Annotated in this window: 18 protein-coding genes and 1 riboswitch; of the genes, 8 read left to right on the top strand and 10 right to left on the bottom strand. The window is 67.1% G+C overall.

What is annotated here, in order from left to right:
• Window positions 1-43 precede the first annotated feature (43 nt).
• Entirely contained in the window at window positions 44-1,273 is a 1,230-nt protein-coding gene (locus OHS03_RS33175; protein ID WP_328659432.1) for an acyl-CoA dehydrogenase family protein, read from the bottom strand.
• Window positions 1,274-1,466: 193 nt separating this feature from the next.
• Here OHS03_RS33175 and OHS03_RS33170 point away from each other — a divergent pair, with 193 nt between their 5' ends.
• Window positions 1,467-3,089 (top strand): purine-cytosine permease family protein, encoded by a 1,623-nt coding sequence (locus OHS03_RS33170; RefSeq protein ID WP_328659431.1) that lies wholly within the window; start codon window positions 1,467-1,469, stop codon window positions 3,087-3,089.
• A 164-nt stretch (window positions 3,090-3,253) separates the two neighbouring features.
• Here OHS03_RS33170 and OHS03_RS33165 read toward each other — a convergent pair whose 3' ends face one another.
• From OHS03_RS33165 to glpK (OHS03_RS33155), 3 genes are all read right to left on the bottom strand, one after another.
• A complete protein-coding gene (locus OHS03_RS33165; RefSeq protein WP_056818152.1) occupies window positions 3,254-4,003 on the bottom strand; it encodes an SDR family oxidoreductase in 750 nt (249 codons plus the stop codon).
• A 172-nt stretch (window positions 4,004-4,175) separates the two neighbouring features.
• Complete coding sequence (glpD, locus tag OHS03_RS33160) at window positions 4,176-5,855, bottom strand: glycerol-3-phosphate dehydrogenase (RefSeq protein ID WP_328659429.1); 1,680 nt, start codon at window positions 5,853-5,855, stop codon at window positions 4,176-4,178.
• Window positions 5,856-5,887: 32 nt separating this feature from the next.
• Window positions 5,888-7,390 (bottom strand): glycerol kinase GlpK, encoded by a 1,503-nt coding sequence (gene glpK, locus OHS03_RS33155; protein ID WP_328659427.1) that lies wholly within the window; start codon window positions 7,388-7,390, stop codon window positions 5,888-5,890.
• A gap of 133 nt (window positions 7,391-7,523) precedes the next feature.
• Here glpK (OHS03_RS33155) and OHS03_RS33150 point away from each other — a divergent pair, with 133 nt between their 5' ends.
• Window positions 7,524-8,276, top strand: coding sequence for an IclR family transcriptional regulator (locus tag OHS03_RS33150; RefSeq protein WP_328659426.1), 753 nt, complete (start codon window positions 7,524-7,526; stop codon window positions 8,274-8,276).
• A gap of 55 nt (window positions 8,277-8,331) precedes the next feature.
• A complete protein-coding gene (gene glpK / locus OHS03_RS33145) occupies window positions 8,332-9,834 on the top strand; it encodes a glycerol kinase GlpK (RefSeq protein ID WP_328659424.1) in 1,503 nt (500 codons plus the stop codon).
• Between the two features lie 39 nt (window positions 9,835-9,873).
• On the opposite strand, the gene OHS03_RS33140 is transcribed toward glpK (OHS03_RS33145), so the two are convergent.
• The 4 genes from OHS03_RS33140 to OHS03_RS33125 all read right to left on the bottom strand — a co-directional run bounded on the left by OHS03_RS33140 (window position 9,874) and on the right by OHS03_RS33125 (window position 14,906).
• Window positions 9,874-10,200, bottom strand: coding sequence for a hypothetical protein (locus tag OHS03_RS33140; protein WP_328659422.1), 327 nt, complete (start codon window positions 10,198-10,200; stop codon window positions 9,874-9,876).
• 328 nt (window positions 10,201-10,528) lie between these two features.
• On the bottom strand, window positions 10,529-11,677 hold the full coding sequence (locus tag OHS03_RS33135; RefSeq protein ID WP_056818161.1) for an MFS transporter: 1,149 nt from the start codon (window positions 11,675-11,677) through the stop codon (window positions 10,529-10,531).
• Window positions 11,678-11,884: 207 nt separating this feature from the next.
• Window positions 11,885-13,102: an NADP-dependent isocitrate dehydrogenase gene (locus OHS03_RS33130; RefSeq protein ID WP_056818163.1), complete on the bottom strand. Its 1,218-nt coding sequence runs from the start codon at window positions 13,100-13,102 to the stop codon at window positions 11,885-11,887.
• A 310-nt stretch (window positions 13,103-13,412) separates the two neighbouring features.
• Window positions 13,413-14,906: an MFS transporter gene (locus OHS03_RS33125; protein ID WP_328659420.1), complete on the bottom strand. Its 1,494-nt coding sequence runs from the start codon at window positions 14,904-14,906 to the stop codon at window positions 13,413-13,415.
• Window positions 14,907-15,040: 134 nt separating this feature from the next.
• On the opposite strand from OHS03_RS33125, the gene OHS03_RS33120 reads away from it, so the two are divergent.
• The 3 genes from OHS03_RS33120 to metX all read left to right on the top strand — a co-directional run bounded on the left by OHS03_RS33120 (window position 15,041) and on the right by metX (window position 18,479).
• Window positions 15,041-15,763 (top strand): TetR family transcriptional regulator, encoded by a 723-nt coding sequence (locus OHS03_RS33120; RefSeq protein ID WP_328659418.1) that lies wholly within the window; start codon window positions 15,041-15,043, stop codon window positions 15,761-15,763.
• A 64-nt stretch (window positions 15,764-15,827) separates the two neighbouring features.
• A riboswitch (SAM riboswitch) is annotated at window positions 15,828-15,938 on the top strand.
• Between the two features lie 82 nt (window positions 15,939-16,020).
• Window positions 16,021-17,337, top strand: a complete 1,317-nt coding sequence (locus tag OHS03_RS33115; RefSeq protein ID WP_328659417.1) for a bifunctional o-acetylhomoserine/o-acetylserine sulfhydrylase — start codon at window positions 16,021-16,023, stop codon at window positions 17,335-17,337.
• Window positions 17,334-18,479 carry a homoserine O-acetyltransferase MetX gene (gene metX / locus OHS03_RS33110; protein ID WP_328659415.1) on the top strand — a complete coding sequence of 382 codons (1,146 nt, stop codon included), beginning with the start codon at window positions 17,334-17,336 and terminating at the stop codon, window positions 18,477-18,479. Before OHS03_RS33115 ends, metX begins: the two co-directional genes overlap by 4 nt.
• A gap of 3 nt (window positions 18,480-18,482) precedes the next feature.
• Here the strand turns inward: metX and OHS03_RS33105 are convergent, their stop codons facing one another.
• Window positions 18,483-19,118: a TetR/AcrR family transcriptional regulator gene (locus OHS03_RS33105; RefSeq protein ID WP_063056166.1), complete on the bottom strand. Its 636-nt coding sequence runs from the start codon at window positions 19,116-19,118 to the stop codon at window positions 18,483-18,485.
• Between the two features lie 140 nt (window positions 19,119-19,258).
• Between OHS03_RS33105 and OHS03_RS33100 the strand changes: the two genes are divergently transcribed.
• Window positions 19,259-20,206 (top strand): oxygenase MpaB family protein, encoded by a 948-nt coding sequence (locus OHS03_RS33100; RefSeq protein WP_328659413.1) that lies wholly within the window; start codon window positions 19,259-19,261, stop codon window positions 20,204-20,206.
• 1 nt (window position 20,207) lies between these two features.
• On the opposite strand, the gene OHS03_RS33095 is transcribed toward OHS03_RS33100, so the two are convergent.
• Complete coding sequence (locus OHS03_RS33095) at window positions 20,208-20,534, bottom strand: DUF3017 domain-containing protein (RefSeq protein WP_235569656.1); 327 nt, start codon at window positions 20,532-20,534, stop codon at window positions 20,208-20,210.
• Between the two features lie 46 nt (window positions 20,535-20,580).
• On the opposite strand from OHS03_RS33095, the gene OHS03_RS33090 reads away from it, so the two are divergent.
• Window positions 20,581-21,063 (top strand): tRNA (cytidine(34)-2'-O)-methyltransferase, encoded by a 483-nt coding sequence (locus OHS03_RS33090; RefSeq protein ID WP_407942436.1) that lies wholly within the window; start codon window positions 20,581-20,583, stop codon window positions 21,061-21,063.

Here is a 21,063-nt window from a genome sequence, read left to right as displayed (position 1 = left end):
CGAGATCCCGGCCGCGACGACACTGTTCGCGGCCGGGTCCGCTTCACTTCCCGAGTAGACCCTTGGCGATGTGGGTCACCTGGATCTCGTTGCTGCCCGCGTAGATCATCAGCGACTTCGCGTCGCGGGCCAGCTGCTCGACCCGATATTCGCTCATATAGCCGTTGCCGCCGAACAGCTGCACCGCCTCCATCGCCACCTCGGTCGCGGCCTCGGAGCAGTACAGCTTCATCGCCGAGGCCTCGGCCAGGCTCGGCGGCTTACCCGCGCGACCGCGCTCGAGCACGTTGAACACCATGTTCCGCACATTGATTCGCGCGACTTCCATCTTGGCGAGCTTGAGCTGGATCAGCTGGAAGCGACCGATCTCCTGACCCCACAGCGTGCGTTCGCGGGCGTAATTCACACAGAGCCGGTGACATTCGTCGATCACGCCGAGCGCCATGAACCCGACGCCGATCCGCTCCGCAGTGAAACTGGCTCTGGCGCTTTCTCTTCCGTCGCCGCCCTTGTGTTCTTCGGTCTCGCCGAGCAACCGATCCTTGCCGAGCCGGACATTGTCGAAGAACAACTCGCCGGTCGGCGAGGAGTGCAGACCCATCTTCTTGAACGGTTTGCCCTGGGTGAGGCCCTCCATGCCCTTGTCGAGCACGAAGGTGAGCACCTTGCGGTCGCGCTTGTCGCTGCCGTCGCGCTCGTCGAGCTTGGCGTAGACGATCATCACGTCGGCGCACGGGCCGTTGGTGATGAAGGTCTTCTGGCCGTTGAGGACGTAGTCCTCACCGTCGCGTTCGACGCGAGTCTTCATGCCGCCGAACGCATCCGAGCCGGAATCGGGTTCGGTGATCGCCCAGGAGGCCACCTTGCGCAAGGTGACGATGTCGGCCAGCCAACGCTGCTTCTGGGCCAGGGTGCCGCGCGACATGATGGTGGTGGCGCCGAGCCCGATGCTCACCCCCAGTGCTGACACCAAACCCATACAGACGCCGGACAATTCGCTGATCAGCACCGCCATCATCGACTGTTGATCACCGAACGGACTGCCCGGCTTCTTGTCGCCCTCGCGCGGACCCGCCGCTTCCTTGGCGAGCATCTTCGCGACGGCGTCCTCACCCATCGCATCGATCCCGAACTGACTGAACAGCTTGCGCAGGATCGGATACGGCAGCATCTCACCGCTGTCGAGAGCGTCGAGATTCGGCCGGACCTCCTTGTCGATGAACGCCCGCACGGCGTCGCGGATCATCAGATCGGTCTCGGACCATTCGAACACTCTCGTCTCCTGACGCTCGCTCCGCCCAAAAACATACACGCGTGCTTGTTTTTGTGCGGCGGTTTCGGTGACCCCGGTCACCATCGTGGTGCGTAACAGCGGCGTAACTAATCGGAAAATTCATGTCTACATCCATGCACCACCGTCTGTGAGTCGCCGATTTCGGGCGGCAGCGGATGAAGGAGAGAGGGAAATGGCCGGAGCAGATACTGCCGCCAAAGAAACACTCGAGGACTACACGCTGCGTTTCGCCCCGCGGAGCTACCGCAAATGGAGCCCCGCGGTCGTCGGCATCTCCGCGCTCGGCGGCATCGCCTATCTGGCCGATTTCGCGATCGGCGCGAATATCGGCATCGCCCACGGCACCGGAAACGCCCTGATCGGCATCGGTATCTTCGCCGTGGTCGTGATGCTCACCGGATTTCCGCTCGCCTATTACGCGGCGCGCTACAACATCGATCTCGACCTGATCACGCGCGGCAGCGGATTCGGCTACTACGGATCCGTGATCACCAATATCGTGTTCGCGTCGTTCACTTTCATCTTCTTCGCGCTCGAAGGTTCGATCATGGCCCAGGGCCTGTTATTGGGCCTCGGAATTCCCCTGTGGCTGGGCTATCTGGCCTCCACGATCATCATCTTCCCGCTGGTCATCTACGGGATGAACACCCTGGCCAAACTCCAGGTGTGGACCACTCCCCTGTGGCTGCTGCTGATGGTGGCGCCGTTCGGCTTCCTGCTGGTGCGCCACCCCGATTCGGTGGGTTCGTTCTTCGCCTACGGCGGGGAGAACGGCGAGGGCGTGAGCGTTTCGGGGGCGCTGCTGGCCGCCGGCGTGTGTCTGTCGCTGATCGCCCAGATCGCCGAGCAGATCGACTACCTGCGCTTCATGCCGCCGCGCACGCCGGAGAATCGGGCCAAGTGGTGGGGCTGGATGCTGCTCGCCGGTCCCGGCTGGGTGCTGTTCGGTGCGGCCAAGCAGGTCGTCGGCCTGTTCCTCGCGGTGTACCTGATCGCGAATCTGCCCGCCGCGCAGGGCATCGCCAACCAGCCGGTCCACCAGTTCCTGGAGATCTACAAGGACATGGTGCCGGGGTGGCTGGCCATGACGCTGGCGGTGGTGCTGGTGGTGATCAGCCAGGTCAAGATCAATGTGACCAACGCCTACTCGGGCTCGCTGGCCTGGACCAACTCGTACACCCGTGTCACCAAGACCTACCCGGGTCGGCTGGTGTTCCTGGTGGTCAACCTCGCCGTCGCGCTGGTGCTGATGGAAGCGAACATGTTCGACTTCCTCAACAACATCCTCGGCTTCTACGCCAACTGCGGCATCGCCTGGATCGTCACCGTGGCCACCGATATCGCGGTGAACAAGTACCTGCTGAAGATCTCGCCGAAGGTGCCGGAGTTCCGGCGCGGCATGCTCTACGACTTCAACCCGGTGGGTCTGGTCGGTTTCGGGCTGTCGGCGGTGCTGTCGATCATGACCTTCTTCGGCCTGTTCGGTGACCTGCTCAAGCCGTACTCGCCGCTGGTCGCGGTGCTGGTCGCCTTTATCGCGACCCCGCTCACCGCGATCGCCACCAAGGGCAAGTACTACCTGCGACGCGCCGACGACGGCATCGAGGCGCCGATGTTCGACGAACACGGCAACCCCTCGGGCGACCTGCTCACCTGCCACGTCACCGGCATGGACTTCGAGCGCCCGGACATGATCGCCTCGGCGGTGCCGGGCCCCGAAGGCGAGATCCAGTACATCAGCTCGCTGGCGCTGTCCACCGACAAGGACGGAAAGCACCTGCTCCCCAGGCAGTAATTTTGGAGCGCTGGCGCGCTCGAGTTCGCGGCCCCTCCGGTCCCGTCGATCAGGCACCGTTGCTTGCTCCTTCGTCGCCTACGCAACGGCACCTGATCGACGGGACGGCCGCGAACCGCCGCTGCGCGGCGGCCCCTCCTCGAGGTCGGGGCGGCGGGCTGGTTTCAGATCAGTTTGCGGACCAGCGGCAGAGGTAGGGTACGCAGCGCGAAGCCCATCGGTACCCACGGCCAGGCGGGCACGTAGGCATTGGCGCGACGCTTCTCGATCGCGGCGATCATGGAGCGGACGCCGGTTTCGGTGTCCACCATGAACTTCGGCTGATGCTTGACTCTGTCGTTCATCTCCGAGCGGATGTAACCGGGGTAGATCACCGAGACATCGACACCCGGAATCGCTTCCGCGCGAACGCCTTCGGCGAGCGCCGCGACGCCCGCTTTGGTGGCCGCGTAGGTGGTGAGCGTCTTGGGCATACCGCGCAGGCCCGAGATCGAGGAGATCATCACCAGATGGCCGCGACCCTGCGCGCGGAAGATCTGCAGCGCCGCCTCGCTTTGCGCCAGGGCGGCAACGAAATTCACCATCGCGGTCTGGCGGTTGGCCTTGTGGTGGCCGGTGCCGAGCGGTGCGCCCTTACCGAGGCCGGCATTGACGATCACCCGGTCGATGGTGCCGAATTCCTCGGCGAACTCGTCGAAGACGGTGAACACCGCGGCATCGTCGGTGACGTCGAGTTGCTTCACCGAGACGACCCGGTCGGAGTGGTCGGCGAGGATCTGCGTGCGCAGTTCGTCGAGGCGCTCGGTCCGGCGAGCACACAGGCCGAGGTCGTACCCGAGCGCGGCGAACTGGCGGGCCATCTCGGCGCCGAGTCCGGAGCTGGCGCCGGTGATCAGGATGGTGCCCCGGCTCACGACAGTGCCGGAGTTCGTCGGGGGGTGATTCGCGATTCCATATGCCCACGCTAACCACCGCGCGGCCGTGTAGTCGAGGATCGGCGACTATGTTGCCCGAGCCGAAGCACCGCGGCTGCGCACGCCTTCGCTAGGGCGAGGGCGGCAGCGGCCGCGGTGCTGTCGGCGGAGTTCAGCGGGCCGCGATTAGCCTCGCCGCGTTGGCCGCCGCGTCGTCGCCCGCCTCGTTGGCGGCGAGTTCGGCGTGGACCCGGTCGTAGTACCGGTTGATCTCGGCGTTGGCGGTCTCCTCGGTCCAGCCGAGCAGCGGCGCGATCAGGCGGGCGACCTCCGGCGCGGCGGCGAGACCGCGATCGGGGACCTCGATGGAGATCCGGGTACGACGGGTGAGGATGTCGTCGAGGTGCAGGGCGCCCTCGTGGGTGACGGCGTAGACGATCTCGGCGGCGATGTAGTCCGATGCCCCCGGAACCGGGTGACGCAGGGCGGGATCAGCGGCGATGAGGCCGAAGATATCGGTGCTCAGCGAGCCGTAACGGCCGAGCAGGTGCTCGACCACGTCGACGGGCAGGCGCTGTGACACCGACAGGTCGGTCACCTCGGCGAGCATGTCGAAGTAGCCCGCCGCGCCGACGATGGGCAGTTGCGCGGTCGACGAGGCGGGGACATCCCCACCCAGGCGCGCGACGGCAGCATCGACGACATCGGCGGCCATCACCCGGTAGGTCGTGTACTTACCGCCCGCGATCACGAACAGGCCCGGCGCGGGTTCGGCGACGGCGTGTTCGCGCGAGAGTTTCGCGGTCTCCTTCGTGGCACCGGTCATCAGCGGTCGCAGGCCCGCGTAGGTGCCGACGATGTCCGCCCTGGTCAACGGCTCGCGCAACAGCGCGTTGACGTGATCGAGGATGTATTGCACGTCGGCGGCGGTGGCCGTCGGGTGGTTCTTGTCCAGCGCCCATTCGGTGTCGGTGGTGCCGATGATCCAGTGTTCGGCCCACGGAATCACGAACAGGACCGACTTCTCGGTGCGCATGATCATGCCGGTGTGCAGGTTCAGCCGGTCGCGCGGCACGAGGATGTGCACGCCCTTCGACATCTGGACGTGGAACGGGAAGTCCACGCCGGTCATCTTGATCATGTCGTCGGTCCACACGCCGGTCGCGCTGATCACGGTGCGGGCCCGAATGGTGTGCGTCAGGCCGCTTTCCAGGTCTTCCACGCGCGCACCGACGACCTTGTCGCCGTCGCGTTCCAGCCCGATCACCTTGGTGCGGGTCAGCACCGTGGCGCCGTGTTCGGCGGCGGTCCTGGCGATCATCATCGTGTGGCGGGCGTCGTCGACCTGCGCGTCGTAGTAGCGGATCGCGCCGGTCATCGCGTCATCGCGCAGCGCGGGCGCGAGTTCCAGTGCGCCGGAACGGGTCAGGTGCTTGTGCATCGGGACGGTGCGCGCGCCACCGAGGGTGTCGTACAGCGCGATACCGGCCCCGATGTAAGCGCGCTCCCACACGCGGTGCTGGAGCGGAAACAGGAACGGCACCGGATGCACCAGGTGCGGCGCGAGCGTATTCAGCAGCAGCCCACGCTCTTTGAGCGCCTCGCGCACCAGCGCGAAGTCCATCTGCTCCAGGTACCGAAGGCCGCCGTGGATGAGCTTGGACGACCGGCTCGAGGTGCCCGCGGCGAAATCACGTGCCTCGACCAGGGTGACCGACAGGCCGCGCGACGCGGCGTCGAGCGCGGCGCCGGCGCCGGTCACGCCACCGCCGATGACCAGGACATCGACCTCGGCGGTGTCGAGCGTGCCGACAGCCTTCTCGCGGTAGGTGGGGTCCAGTTGCACAGACACGATGATCTCCTTCTCGAAAGTATTGTGGTGATTCAGATTTCGGCCCAGTCGAGGGTGCGCTCGACGGCTTTGAGCCAGCGGCGGTAGCCGTGTTCACGTTGCTCGTCGGACCAGCTCGGATACCAGCGGACGTCTTCGGACCAGTTGTCGAGCAGTTCGTCGGTGCCGCTCCAGAAACCCACGGCCAGTCCCGCGGCGTAGGCGGCGCCGAGCGCGGTGGTCTCGGAGACGACCGGTCGCGAGACCGGGACGCCGAGCAGGTCGGCTTGGATCTGCATGGCCAGCTGGTTCACCGTGACGCCGCCGTCCACCCGCAGCGTCGCCAGTCGGACGCCCGCGTCGCGCTGCATGGCCTCGACCACGTCGCGGGTCTGGTAGGCGATGGATTCCAAAGTGGCCCTGGCCAAGTGGGCGTTGTTGCTGTAGCGCGACAGCCCGACGACCGCGCCGCGGGCATCGGGTCGCCAGTACGGCGCGAACAGACCGGAGAAGGCGGGCACGAAGTACACGCCGCCGGAATCGGCGACCTGACCGGCGAGGTCCTCGATCTGCGCGGCGCCGGCGATGATGCCCATCTGGTCGCGCAACCACTGCACCGCGGAGCCGGTGACCGCGATCGAACCCTCCAGCGCGTAGGCGGGTTTGTCGTCGCCGAACTGGTAGGCGACGGTGGTGATCAGGCCGTGGTTCGAGCGCACGATCTCCGTGCCGGTGTTGAGCATCAGGAAATTGCCTGTGCCGTAAGTGTTCTTGGCCTCGCCGGGCTGGAAGCACACCTGTCCGACACCCGCGGCTTGCTGGTCGCCGAGCACGCCCGCGATGGGCACCGACCCTTTGAACGGGCCGTCGGGTTTCGTGGTCCCGAACAGTTCCGGGTTCGCCGACGGTGCGATGGTCGGCAGCATGGCGCGCGGGATGCCGAAGATGGCGAGGAGTTCGTCGTCCCAGTCGAGGGTTTCGAGATCCATCAGCATGGTTCGCGAGGCATTGGTGGGGTCGGTGACGTGCACGCCGCCGGTGAGATTCCAGATCAGCCAGCTGTCGAGGGTGCCGAACAGGGCGTCACCGCGCTCGGCATCGGCGCGCACGCCCGCGACATTGTCGAGGATCCACTTCAGCTTGCCGCCGGAGAAATACGGCGCGGGCGGCAGGCCGGTCTTCTCGCGGATGAGCGCACTGTGCCCGGCGGCGTCGAGATCGGCGATGATGCGGTCGGTGCGGGTGTCCTGCCAGACGATGGCGTTGCCGTAGGGGCGGCCGGTGCGGCGGTTCCACACGACCGTGGTCTCGCGCTGGTTGGTGACGCCGATGGCGGCGAGGTCGTCGGCCGTGAGATCGGCGAGCGAGAGGGCGGTCTTGACGACGGTGCGGGTGCGTTCCCAGATCTCGTCCGGGTTGTGTTCGACCCAGCCCGGCTGCGGCATGATCTGGGAGTGTTCGAGCTGATGGCGGGCCACAACGGTGCCTTTGTGGTCGAAAACCATGAATCGCGTCGAAGTCGTGCCCTGGTCGATCGCGCCCACATACCGGTTCATTTGTCGTCCTTCCCGGACCTCGCCATCGAGTCCGTCGATCGGGCACCTTGGCCCGGAACCCACGCTAGGAACGCGCGGACGCGCACACCACACGCCCCGTTCGACAATGCTGAACGGTGGTAGGTTCGGGGCCATGCCTGGGCCGATCCAGTCGATCGAACGCGCCGCCGCCGTGCTGCGTCTGCTCGCGCGCGGATCGGGACCGCTGGGCGTCGGCGAGATCGCGACCGCGCTCGACCTGGCCAAACCCACCGCGCACGGCATCCTGCGGACGCTGCTCGGCGTCGGTTTCGTCGGGCAGGACACACTCAGCGGCAAATACCTACTCGGCCCCGCGATCAGCGAACTCGGGACCGATCGGCTCGATGTGAACGAGTTGCGTTCGCGGGCGATCCACCGGGCCGACGCCCTCGCCTCCCGTTCCGGGGAATCGGTGCGCATCGCGGTGGCTCGGGAAACCGGGATCACGGTCATCCACCACGTGTTCCGGCCCGACAACAGCGTCCAAGCCTTGGCGGTCGGCGAAATACTTCCCGCTCACGCGACCGCGCTCGGCAAGGTACTGCTGGCCTACGACGCCGCGGCGGAAGCCGTTGCACTCCAAGGGTTCACCCAGCGGACGATCACCGAACGCGACAGGCTCGACCATGCCATCGCCGAGGTTCGACGGCGGGGTTGGGCGGACGAAGTCGAGGAGCACCGCTCGGGCGAAGCGGGCATCGCCGTGCCCATTCGAGCCAGAGGTGGGCTGGTCGTCGCGGCTATCGGCATCACCGGGCCGACGGATCGGCTGTGCGACAACCGCTTACAGGTGCGTCCAGCCGCGATCGAGCAGGTACGCGCCGCCGCTCTGGCCGTGCACCGCGACCTGACGGCAGCGCAATGAGCTGGGCCGGTATTCCCGCCGCCGCGGCATCGGCCGACAACGAGAGCAGACGACGATGACCCAACGTTTCGTGCTCGCTATCGATCAGGGCACCACCTCGAGCCGGTGCATCGTCTTCGATCAGCACGCCCGGCTGGCCGGCATGGCGCAGCGGACCCATCGTCAGCATTACCCCAGGTCGGGATGGGTGGAGCAAGACGCGCTCGAGATCTGGCGGACGGTCGAGCGAATCGTGCCCGCGGCGCTGCGCGATGCCGGGATCACCGTGGACCAGGTGGCCGCGATCGGCATCGCCAATCAGCGTGAGACCACCGTGGTGTGGGATCGGCGCACGGGGCTGCCGGTGCGGCTGGCCATCGTCTGGCAGGACGTGCGTACCGAAGAGCTGGTCGATCGGATGAAGGAACTGCCAGGGGCACAGCGCATTCCCGAGTTGAGCGGGCTGCCCCTGGCCACGTACTTCGCCGCACCACGCCTGCGCTGGCTGCTCGACAATGTCGACGGCCTTCGCGCCAGAGCCGAACGCGGCGACGTCCTGTTCGGCACCATGGAATCCTGGCTCATCTGGAACCTGACCGGCGGCGCCGAGCACGTCACCGACGTGACCAACGCGGGCCGCACCCTGCTGATGAACCTCGCCACCCGCCAGTGGGACGCGGAACTGTTGCGGTTCTTCGATATTCCGCCCGCCATGCTCCCCCGCATCGAACCCTCGACCGGCGACTTCGGCACTGCTTCCACCGTCGTGCCGGGCGTGCGGATCGGCGCCGCCCTCGGCGACCAGCACGCCGCTCTCTTCGGCCAAACGTGCTTCGCCCCGGGGGAAACCGAATGCACCTACGGCACCGGCGGCTTCCTCATGATGAACACCGGCACCGAACTGATCCGCTCCGAACACGGCCTGCTCACCACCATCGGCTACCAGGTCGGCCCCGAACCGGTCTACGCGCTGGAAGGCCCGATCGCGGTGACCGGGTCCCTGGTCCAGTGGCTGCGCGACATCGTCGGCCTGATCGCCACCGCCCCCGAAATCGAAACTCTCGCCAACACCGTCGACGACAACGGCGGCTGCTACCTCGTCCCCGCCTTCTCCGGCCTCTACGCCCCCCACTGGCGCAGCGACGCCCGCGGCTTGCTCATCGGTCTGACCTCCTATGTCACCAAAGGCCACCTGGCCCGCGCGGTCCTGGAGGCCACCGCCTGGCAGACCCGCGACGTGGTCGAGGCCATGAACGCCGACGCCGGTCTCCAAGCGAAATCCCTGCGAGTGGCAGGCGGCATGGCGTCCAACAACCTGCTGATGCAGGTCATCGCCGATGTCCTCGACACTCCGGTCATGCGCCCCCTCGTCACCGAGACGGTCTCTCTCGGCGCCGCCTACGCGGCGGGGCTGGCCGTGGGCTACTGGCCGGATCTTCAAGGGCTACGCCGCAATTGGAAGGTCGCTGCCCAGTGGACACCGTCCCCGGACCGCCGCATCCGCGACAACGAGTACGAACGCTGGCAACGAGCCGTCCAACTCAGCGTCGGCTGGGCCCGCCCCGCCACAGCCGACTAGATCGCTCAGAGATGCTGTCTCGCTGGATGAAGCGAGGAGTCAGCCGAAAAGTTCGTCGGTGCTTGTGACAGTCACGGCCTGAGTCAACCACGCGTCGAGTTGGCCGAAGTCGCTGCACGCGGCAAGCTGAGCACGTTGCGCGGCCGAAAGCTCCAGCCCGCGAGCGGTCAGCACTGTGAGCACCGCGTGCGCGGCGTTCTCTGTGCGTCCCTCCTCGCGCCCCTTCGCCACGTACTTGGTGGCGATGCGGCCGCGGTACTGCGGGGTGCTCTCCATCAGTTCCTCCAGGCGTCGGCTTGCCGAGACGGTCAACGCGTCGTCGACCAGGTCCAGATACATTTTCGCATGCTCGTCGTCGGTTTTCATCAGCCCAGCCAAGAATGCGGCAAGGACCTCCTCCATGTGCGGCCCTGCGCCATGGGCGATCGCCGAGAGAGTCGCCCGCTCGGGACGACGTCTGGCCTCATCGGGGTGCTGAGTGCTAGGTCACCGCGAAATTCCTTGGGCCCGACATCGGTGAAATCGCACGGCTCAGCCCGCATTTGCGACAAACCCGGCAGCGGAATCCTGAACTCCTCGGCCAGCAGCGATGGTGCGAGCAGGAGATCCGTGCGGAACAGGTCAAGCAAACCCTCGTGCAGGTGGCTCGGCATGTGGGGCACCGTATGTCGAGGTGAGTAAGGGTACCAATCGGTTACGGCGTGTTGTGTGCGGAGCGGCGTTGCAGGAACACCGTCAGCGTGAACAGCAGCACACCGGCTACGGCGAGGACGGCCCCGACCATCGCCGGGGCGGTGTAGCCGAGGCCCGCGGCGATCACGAGGCCGCCGAGCCAGGCGCCCGCGGCGTTGGCCATGTTCAAGGCGGCGTGGTTGAGGGCGGCGGCGAGAGTCTGGGCGTCGGCCGCCACGTCCATGAGGCGGGTCTGCAGGCCGGGAGCCAAGGCCGCGCCGGAGGCGCCGACGAGGAAGGCGCCGATCGAGGCGGTGATCGGGTTGTGGGCGGCCAGGACGAAGCCGGCCAGGATCACCACCATCGCGATCATGGCGACGAAGATCGACCGGTCGACGCCGCGGTCGGCGAGGATGCCGCCGCCGATATTGCCCACGATCATGCCGAGACCGAACAGCGCGAGCACGATCGGCACCGCGCCGATGGGCATGCCCGCGACATCGGTCATCGTGGTGGCGATGTAGGTGTAGACGGCGAACATGCCGCCGAAGCCGATCGCGCCGACGGCCAGGGTGAGCAGCACCTGCGGGCGACGCAGCGCACCGAGTTCGGTCATCGGGTTGGTGATCTTCATGCTGGTCAGCGCCGGAACATAGCGCCACAGGGCGGCGACTGTCGCCACCCCGATCACGGCGACGACCACATAGGCGTCACGCCAGCCCAGGTGCTGACCGAGCCAGGTCGCGCCGGGCACACCGATCACATTCGCCACACTGAGCCCGAGCATCACCGCGGCGACCGCCTTGGCACGCTGTCCGACAGGCGCGAGCGTGGCCGCCGCCAGCGAGGCGACACCGAAGTACGCGCCGTGCGGCAGGCCGGACACGAAGCGGGCGAGCACGAGCGTGCCGAAGGTCGGCGCGAGCACGGTCCCGATATTGCCGACGGTGAACGCGACCATCAGCGCGATGAGCAATTTCTTGCGCGCCACCCGGGCGCACAACGCGGCGATCAGCGGCGCACCGACGACGACGCCCAGCGCGTACGCCGACACCGCGTGCCCGGCCGACGGCTCGGAGATATCGAAAGCCCGCGCGATATCGGGCAGCAGCCCCATGGTCACGAACTCGGTGGTCCCGATCCCGAATCCACCCAGCGCCAACGCGAGCATCGCCGGGACATGCCAGCTGGTGCGTGGCACATCGAGGCGATCGGGGGCTGCAATGGAAGAAGTCACGCTTCCATGCAACGGGCACAGGTACCCGTTCGCTACCCGAGCAGAGCGTGAGTTACCCCACCCCACAGAAAGCGCCCGCACCGGATTCGGTGCGGGCGCCTTCACAGCCGTGCGGGTTCGCGGTCGCGAACCGGGGCTACATCACTTCAGAGCACGAGCCAGGTTCACATCGAGTGCGCCGAGGAATTCCTCGGTGCTCAGGTAACCCTGGTCGCCGCCGACGAGCGCGGCGAGGTCCTTCGTCATCTGACCGCCCTCGACGGTCTTGATGACCACGTCCTCGAGCGCTTGCGCGAAGCCGATCACCTCGGGGGTGTTGTCCAGCTTGCCGCGGTGTTCGAGGCCGCGGGTCCAGGCGAAGATCGACGCGATCGGGTTGGTCGAGGTCGGCTTGCCCTGCTGGTGCTGGCGGTAGTGCCGGGTGACCGTGCCGTGCGCGGCCTCGGCCTCACAGGTCTTGCCGTCCGGGGTGAGCAGCACCGAGGTCATCAGGCCGAGCGAGCCGAAGCCCTGGGCCACGGTGTCGGACTGCACGTCGCCGTCGTAGTTCTTGCAGGCCCAGACGTAGCCGCCCTCCCATTTCATGGAGGAGGCGACCATGTCGTCGATCAGGCGGTGCTCGTAGGTGAGACCCGCCGCGTCGAACTCGGCCTTGAACTCGGCGTCGAAGACTTCCTCGAAGGTGTCCTTGAACATGCCGTCGTAAGCCTTGAGGATGGTGTTCTTCGTGGAGAGGTACACCGGGTAGTTCTGCTGCAGGCCGTAGTTGAACGAGGCCCGCGCGAAGTCCTCGATGGACTTCTTGAAGTTGTACATACCCATGACGACGCCGCCGTCTTCGGGCATCTTCACGACCTCGTGCACGATCGGCTCGCTGCCGTCTTCCGGCGTGAAGGTCAGCGTGACGGTGCCCGCCTCGTAGACCTTGAAGTCGGTGGCGCGGTACTGGTCGCCGAAGGCGTGACGGCCGATGATGATCGGCTTGGTCCAGCCGGGCACCAAGCGGGGCACGTTGGAGATGATGATCGGCGCGCGGAAGATGGTGCCACCCAGAATGTTTCGGATGGTGCCGTTCGGCGAGCGCCACATCTTCTTGAGGCCGAACTCTTTCACCCGCGCTTCGTCGGGGGTGATGGTGGCGCATTTCACGCCGACGCCGTACTTCTTGATGGCATTGGCCGCGTCGACGGTGACCTGGTCGTCTGTCTTGTCGCGGTACTCGATGCCGAGGTCGTAGTACTCGAGGTTCACGTCGAGATAGGGATGGATCAGCTTGTCCTTGATGAACTGCCAGATGATCCGGGTCATCTCGTCGCCGTCGAGTTCTACAACGGTGCCTTCAACCTTGATCTTGGACATGGATCTTCGTGTCCTCCTCGGTGGGTGCCCTTATTGCACGGCTAGGCGAACACGCTTGTGAGCGGACCCCAGCAGTTCCAACAGACAACGTATATGCCCCGCGTTGTCTGCGGGACGTGTGGTGCAAACAAGACGAGCGTACTGCTGTCCCCCACCTCACCGCGATGGGAGGGCCCGCTGTGCGGGACTCCTCGAAGCTACTCCGCCCCGACCGCGTGCCGGTACCCGATCGGGCCTTGACCGGCTACTGAGTAGTAACACGGCGAGGCCCGCGCACCGAGGAACGGTGGCGCGGGCCCGGTCGAGCAGGTCAGACCGCGATCGGTACGGCGGCCGCGTGCTCGTCGCCTTCGATCAGGTTCTCCGGCTTGTCGCGGATCATCACCGCGATCACCACGGCGGCGGCGAGGAAGAAGCCCGCGCCGATATAGAACGCGACGTCGTAGCTGTGGATCGAGGCGCGTTCGATCAGATGGTCGACGGTGGGGTTGTCGATGACGTAGTTCTCGGCGGCCTGGACCGAGAGGGTGGTCAGCAGGGCGGTGCCGACGGCGCCGCCGACCTGCTGGGCGGCATTGAGCAGGGCGCTGGCGACGCCGGAGTCCTCGGCGTCGACCTGATGCAGCGCGACGGCCTGCATCCCGACGAACAGCGGACCCATCCCGAGCGCCATCAACAACTGCGCGGGCAGCACGCTCAGCGCGTACCCGTCGCCGTAGCTCAGTTGCGCCAGCCACAGCAGCCCGACGACGCCGAGCAACGCGCCGACCACCATCAGCGGACGCGGGCCGAACTTGGGCATCAACGAACTGGTGATGCCCGCCGCGATCCCGATGCCCACCGGGAACGGCAGGAACGCGATGCCCGCTTTCAGCGGCGAATAGCCGAGGGTGTTCTGGTAGTAGAAGCTCAGGAACAAGAACATGGCGAACATCGCGATCGGGATCAGCAGCGCGGCCAGCAAAGCGCCGCCTCGATTGATCTCACCCGGAATTCGCAATGGCAGCAGCGGATTCGCCGAGCGCGCCTCGATGAAGACGAACGCGATGAGCAAGGCGAAGCCCGCCCCGAGCAGGCCGAGGGTGCTGCCCGCCAGCCACCCGTGTTCGGCGGCGCGACTGAATCCGTAGACGATCGACACCAAGCCGAATGTCACGGTGACGGCGCCGGGCAGGTCGTAGCCGCCGGTCCTCGGCACCGGGATATCGCGCGCGATCACCGCGACCGCACCGACTACCGCGATGAGCGCGATCGGCGTGTTCATCAACAGGGTCCACCGCCACGACGCGAACTCGGTGAGCGCACCACCGACGATCAGCCCGAACGCGATGCCACCCGCGGTGATACCCGCGAACACCGCGAACGCGCGGGCCCGCTCCTGCACATCGGTGAAGATCACCGACAGCAGCGACAGGGCCGCGGGGGCGAGCAGCGCGGCGAACGCACCCTGCAGTCCTCGGCCGATGAACAACTGCGGGCCGGTCTGCGCGAGCCCCGCCAGCGCCGACGCGGCGGCGAAGCCCACCAGGCCGACCAGGAAGATCCGGCGTCGGCCCAGGTAGTCGGCCATCCGTCCGCCGAGCAACAGCAGCCCGCCGAAGATGAGCGTGTACGCGGTGAGCGCCCACTGTTTGTCGCCGTCGCTGATCCCCAGGTCACGCTGGGCATACGGCAGGGCGATCGTGATCACGGTGGCGTCGAGCACCACCATCAGCTGGGCGGCCGAGAGCACGACCAACGCCCACCACCGCATCGAATTCTGTTGTTGGTCAACATGTTTCGTCAATACTTCGGTGCCGGTCACCAGGACTCCTCGTCGCTCGATTGGCGTGAACCAATCCTGGCACTACGAGACAATTGGCGTCAAGAGAAAAATGTCTGAACGCGCCAATTGGCCTACTTGGACAGATAAAGCCGCCGACGCGGTAGGCTGAGGGAATGCTGGACTCGACCACTCCGATCAGCGCCGACCGGACGACCGAACCGGCTGCCGACGCGCCGCTGGGCCTGCGCGAGCGCAAGAAGCTGCAGACCAAAGCCGCGATCGTGGCGGTCGGGCTCGACCTGTGCGACAGCCAAGGGTTCGACGCGACGACGGTCGAGCAGATCGCCGCGGGCGCCGATGTGTCCCCACGCACCGTCAACCGGTACTTCGCGCTCAAGGAAGACATCGTGCTGGCCCCGATCGACGACTTCGGGGTCTCCGTCGCCGTCGCGCTGCGCTCCCAGCCGAATACCGGCAACGAACTCCAGGCGCTGTGTGGCGCCTACCTGACGGTGGTCCAGGCCGAGGCGGACGCGGACGGCATCCGGTTCATCCGCCAGTTCCTGCAGATGCAGCGCATCATGCGCACCAGCCAGTCGGTCAATGCGCGCGCGCTGGAATACGCGGAGAAGAAGAACGTCGCGGTGTGCACCGAGCTCGCGCAGCGGATGGGCACGTCACCGGAGGACTTCACGGTGAAGTTGGTGGCAGGCATCTGGCAGATGCTGTGCCACCTCTCGGTCGCCGATACCGAACAGGCACTGCTGAGCGGGTCTCCGACGGTAGCCGTTCGGGTCACCCGCGACGCCGTGCTGCGCGCCTACCACGGCTTGCGGCAGGTCTGTGGCGCACCGGTGGACGACACGCCAGGCTTCGGCACACCGTCCGACGAGTGATCTTCGGCGGGAAATGCGGGGGAAGTTTCCGCCCGCGGGAGATCTCCGGTTAACATGACGGCAAGGTCATGAGTACCAGCGCCAAGCCCCGGCTCGCTGGTCGGCAACCCTCCAGCTGCGGTGGGGTGCTCCGGGTGATGACCGGGCTCTCGAAAGTCGAGAGCAAGCGCGCACTGCAGGAGGCCCCCATGTGTTGTTGCCAGTCGATCCGACCCAGTTGACGAGATCCCCCCGGCTGACACCCTTTGGAGCACGACATGACTGACTCTTCCCTGCCCGAGAACTGGTCCTTCGAGACCAAGCAGGTCCACGCGGGCCAGGCCCCCGACGCGACCACCAACGCGCGGGCGCTGCCGATCTACCAGACCACCTCCTACACCTTCCGCGACACCGATCACGCCGCCGCGCTGTTCGGTCTCGCCGAGCCGGGCAACATCTACACCCGGATCATGAACCCCACCCAGGACGCGGTGGAGCAGCGCGTGGCCGCGCTCGAAGGCGGCGTCGCGGCGCTGCTGCTGGCCTCGGGCCAAGCCGCGGAGACCTACGCGATCCTGAACCTGGCGAGCGCGGGCGACCACATCGTGTCCAGCCCGCACCTCTACGGCGGCACCTACAACCTCTTCCATTACTCGCTGCCCAAGCTGGGGATCACGGTCTCGTTCGTCGAGGACCCCGATGATCTCGAGCAGTGGAAGGCCGCGATCCAGCCGAACACCAAGGCGTTCTACGGCGAGACCATCGCCAACCCGAGCAGCGCGGTGTTCGACATCCCCGGTATCGCCGGTGTCGCGCACGCGAACGGCCTTCCGCTGATCGTGGACAACACCGTCGCCACCCCGTACCTGATCCAGCCGCTGGCCCACGGCGCCGACATCGTCGTGCATTCGGCGACGAAGTACCTGGGTGGGCACGGCGCGGCCGTGGCGGGCGTGATCGTCGACGGCGGCACGTTCGACTGGACCGTGCGCGACGCCGACGGCAACGCGCGCTTCCCCGGTTTCACCGAGCCCGACCCCAGCTACCACGGCGCGGTGTTCGCCGATCTGGGCGCGCCCGCGTTCGCGCTGAAGGCGCGCGTGCAGTTGCTGCGCGATCTGGGTGCGGCGGTCTCGCCGTTCAACGCGTTCCTCATCGCGCAGGGCATCGAGACGCTGAGCCTGCGGGTCGAGCGGCACGTCAGCAATGCGGAGGCGGTCGCGAAGTTCGTCGCCGAGCAGCCGGGCGTCGACGCGGTGTTCTACGCGGGCCTCGAGTCCTCGCCCTGGCACGCGCGGGCCAAGGAGCTGGCGCCCAAGGGCGCGGGCGCGATCGTGGCGTTCGAGCTGGCGGGCGGCGTCGACGCGGGCAAGAAGTTCGTGGACGCGCTCAGCCTGCACAGCCATGTAGCTAACATCGGTGATGTGCGTTCACTCGTGATTCACCCGGCGTCGACCACGCACTCGCAGTTGACGCCCGCAGAGCAGCTGGCGGCCGGCGTCACTCCCGGCCTGGTCAGGCTCGCGGTGGGCATCGAGGGAATCGACGACATTCTGGCCGATCTGCGGGCCGGGTTCGCGGCGGCGACGACGTGACCGTGAGCACCGAATCGCCGATCGCCCGACCCGGAACCGGGGTGGCCCTGCTGCCACCGCCGGACGGGCGCGTCGGCGTGGTCGCCATCGGGGATGTGGCGCTGGAGAACGGCGCCGTCGTCCCCGATGTGCGGCTGGCGGTGCAACGCTGGGGCGAGCTCTCGCCCACCCTGGACAATGTGGTGCTCGTCGAACACGCGCTCACCGGCGACTCCCATGTCGTCGGTGGGCCCGACGGGGCGCCCGGCTGGTGGGAGGGCATGGTCGGGCCCGGCGCGCCGATCGACACCGACGAGTGGTGTGTGATCGCGACCAACGTGCTGGGCGGCTGCAAGGGCAGCACCGGCCCGTCCTCGCTCGCCTCCGACGGAAAGCCATGGGGCGCACGGTTTCCCGAGCTGAACATCCGTGACCAGGTGCAGGCCGAAGCGCAGTTGTTCGAGGTGCTCGGGATCGAGCGGCTCGGCGCTGTCGTCGGCGGCTCGATGGGCGGCATGCGGGTGCTCGAGTGGATCATCGGCCTGCCCGAGCGGGTCAGCGCCGCGCTCGTGCTGGCCGTCGGCGCCCGCGCCACCGCCGATCAGATCGGCACCCAGACCACCCAGATGGCCGTCATCACGGCCGATCCCGACTGGCAGGGCGGCGACTATCACGGCACCGGTCGCGCGCCGATGACCGGCATGGGCCTGGCCCGGCGCATCGCGCACCTGACCTACCGCACCGAGGGCGAACTCGACCACCGCTTCACCAACAGGCCCCAGGGCGACGAAGACCCGTGGACCGGTGGGCGCTACGCGGTGCAGAGCTACCTCGAGCACCAGGCCGACAAGCTGGTCCAGCGGTTCGATCCGGCCACCTATGTGCTGCTCAGCGAGGCCATGAACCGCCACGATGTGGGTCGCGGGCGCGGCGGTATCGCTGCCGCGCTGGCATCGACATCGGTGCCGTGCGTGGTCGGCGGGGTCGACTCGGATCGCCTGTATCCCTTGAACACTCAGGCCGAGCTGGCCGAAGGTCTGCCCGGCTGCGCGGGGCTCGAGGTCGTGCACTCACGCGACGGGCACGACGGGTTCCTCACCGAGGCCGCCGCGGTGTCGAAGTTGCTCACCGAGACGATGCGCCTCGCGCGGGAGAACCGCTGACCTTCACGGTCCCGTCAGCAGGGCGACGATCGAGCGGACGTAGGCCTGAAGTCGTTCGCGCGGATACTCTTCCGGCTCGCTGACCCCCAGCCGACCGAGCATTTCAGCGATGGTGAGGGTCGAGTTCGCGAGTAGTCCGGCATCCATGCCCGACCATCGCGGCAGCACGGAGATGCCCATGCGGACAAGCGATTCCGCGCGCTCCAAGATCTCGGCGCGCGAAGCACGAAGCGCCGCACGGTATTCGTCGGGCGCGCTCGCCGGGGTGGCGAGGATCAGCCGCCAGCGGGTCGGATTCGCCAGTGCCACACCGACGAACGCTTCGACGGTTGCCGAGGCGGCAGCCAAGGGGTCGGCGCCGAGCAGGTCTTCGGGCAGCGTGTCGGCGATCTGATCCAGTCCGCGTTCACGTTCGCGTTCCAGCAGCGCTTCGACGAGTTCGGCGCGGGTCTTGAACACCGTGTACAGCACAGGTTTTCCGACGCCCGCCTCCTGCGCGACGGCCTCCATGCTCAGCTCGTGCAGTTCCATCCGGCCCAGAACCGTGAACGCGGCGTCGAGCAGTTGCGCGCGGCGCTGCTCCGGCGGCAGACGCGGCGCATAGCGGCGTCGAGGTCGCTGCTCCTGCGTCGAGGTCACCGCCCACCTGCCTTTCGCTCGCCGACGATACCCGCCGACCCTGTCGGCACAAATCCTACGCAACCGTTGTATTCACGTCGAGTTATTGCTACGGTGGTGTTGTATTCAACAATTCCTCGCACTGCAAAGGGGCATGTGCAATGGCTTTCGATGCGTCGACTCTCCGTCGCGACGACCACGGCTTCTTCGGACCGGATTCCCCCACCTGGAAGGTATGGGCGGCGCCGACCGCGCTGATCGGCTTCCAGCGCGCGGTCACGCTCGAACACTTCGATCCGTTCCTGACCGCCGCGGTCGCCGATTCACACGGAATCTACGACAATCCCGCCACCCGTCTCGACCACACGCTGTCCTACTTCCTGTTGGTCGCGCTGGGTGACGGCCGCACCGCCATCCAGGCCGCCGAGCACCTGATGAAGGTGCACGCGCCGATGACGGGCATCGAACCGATCAGCGGCAAGCGCTACAGCGCCAACAACCCCGACTCCCAGCTGTGGATCCACGTCACCGGGTGGCATTCGGTCCTCAAGGCCTACGAGATGTTCGGACCGGGGCCGCTGAGTCCCGCCGAAGAGGACCGGTACTGGGCCGAGTGCGTGATCGCCGCCGAGCTGCAGACCTGCAAGCCCGCGGATGTGCCGCGCGATCGGGCCGAGGTGCGCGCGTACTTCGAGCGCGTTCGGCCGCAGTTGTGCGTCAGCGAGCGGGCGGTCGAGGCCATGCATTTCCTGCTGTGGCCGTCGGTGCGCAAGGGCATGACCTTCGCGGCCGGTGGTCGGGTGCTGTCGCTGGCGACGATCTCGACGCTGCCCGCCTGGATGCGCGAGCTCGGCCGATTCGACATGCCCCGGGTCGTCGACGCCGCGGTGCGCGTCCCGGGGAAGGCAATCGTCTGGGCCGCCGCGCGTCGCGACAACCGTGGCCTGATCCTGGCCAGCCCGTACGTCGCGAAGATGACCGGACAGATCCTGGCTGCCCATGCCGGCGCCGCACCCCCGCGAACCCGGACGACGATCAGCCCGAGCGATGCTCGCGCGCTCTACGGCAGCAACGGCACCCACAGCCTGTGGGACAGGACCTCCGCCTGAACTAAGAAACGCCGAGGGTGTTGATGGTGGCCGCCAGGAAGACGATGGCGCTGCCGAGCGCGGTCAGCGCGGCCACATCGAACGGACGGCTGCGTACGGCGAGCAAGCCCACCTGCACGGTCGGCAAGCACAGCCGGAACGCGGCGGCCACCAGGGCGGCGCTGCCGAAGATCAGCGCGCCGCGACGCCACCGATCCCAGGCGACGAAGCCGACCGCGATCACGATCAGCGCTGTCACCACGGTCATCGGCAGATGACTGCGCAGGTACTGCTCCCCCGCGCTCAACCGCGCGACCCGGTGCTTGCCGGTCGTCTCCGCCTCGTTCACGAGCCCGATTGTTCCAGATACCGCCTGCGCGCGGACGGGGTGGCGCATGACAGAGTGGTCCGCTGTGCTGCACCTGATCTTTCACGAGCCCGTGATTCCGCCCAATACCGGCAATGCGATCCGGTTGGCCGCGGGGACCGGCTGCGCGCTACACCTGATCGAACCGCTCGGCTTCGACCTCTCGGAGTCCAAGCTGCGACGGGCTGGACTGGACTACCACGACCTCGCGGTGGTAACTGTGCATCCCGACCTGGCGACGGCGTTCGCGGCGATCGAGCCCGGTCGGGTCTTCGCCTTCACCACCCAGGCCACCACCCGTTTCACCGATATCGCCTATCGCGACAACGACGCGCTGCTGTTCGGCACCGAGCCCACGGGCCTGCCCGAGGAAGTGCTGACCGATCCCCAGATCACCGAGCAGGTCCGCATCCCGATGCTGCCGGGGCGACGGTCGATGAATCTGTCCAACGCGGCGGCGGTATCGGTGTACGAGGCGTGGCGGCAGCTGGGCTTTCCGGGCGCGGTCTGA

This window comes from Nocardia salmonicida (genome assembly GCF_036142455.1).
Classification (GTDB): Bacteria; Actinomycetota; Actinomycetes; order Mycobacteriales; family Mycobacteriaceae; genus Nocardia; species Nocardia salmonicida.
Note: the sequence above shows the minus strand (reverse complement) of the source record. Positions and strands in the feature narration are given on the sequence as shown.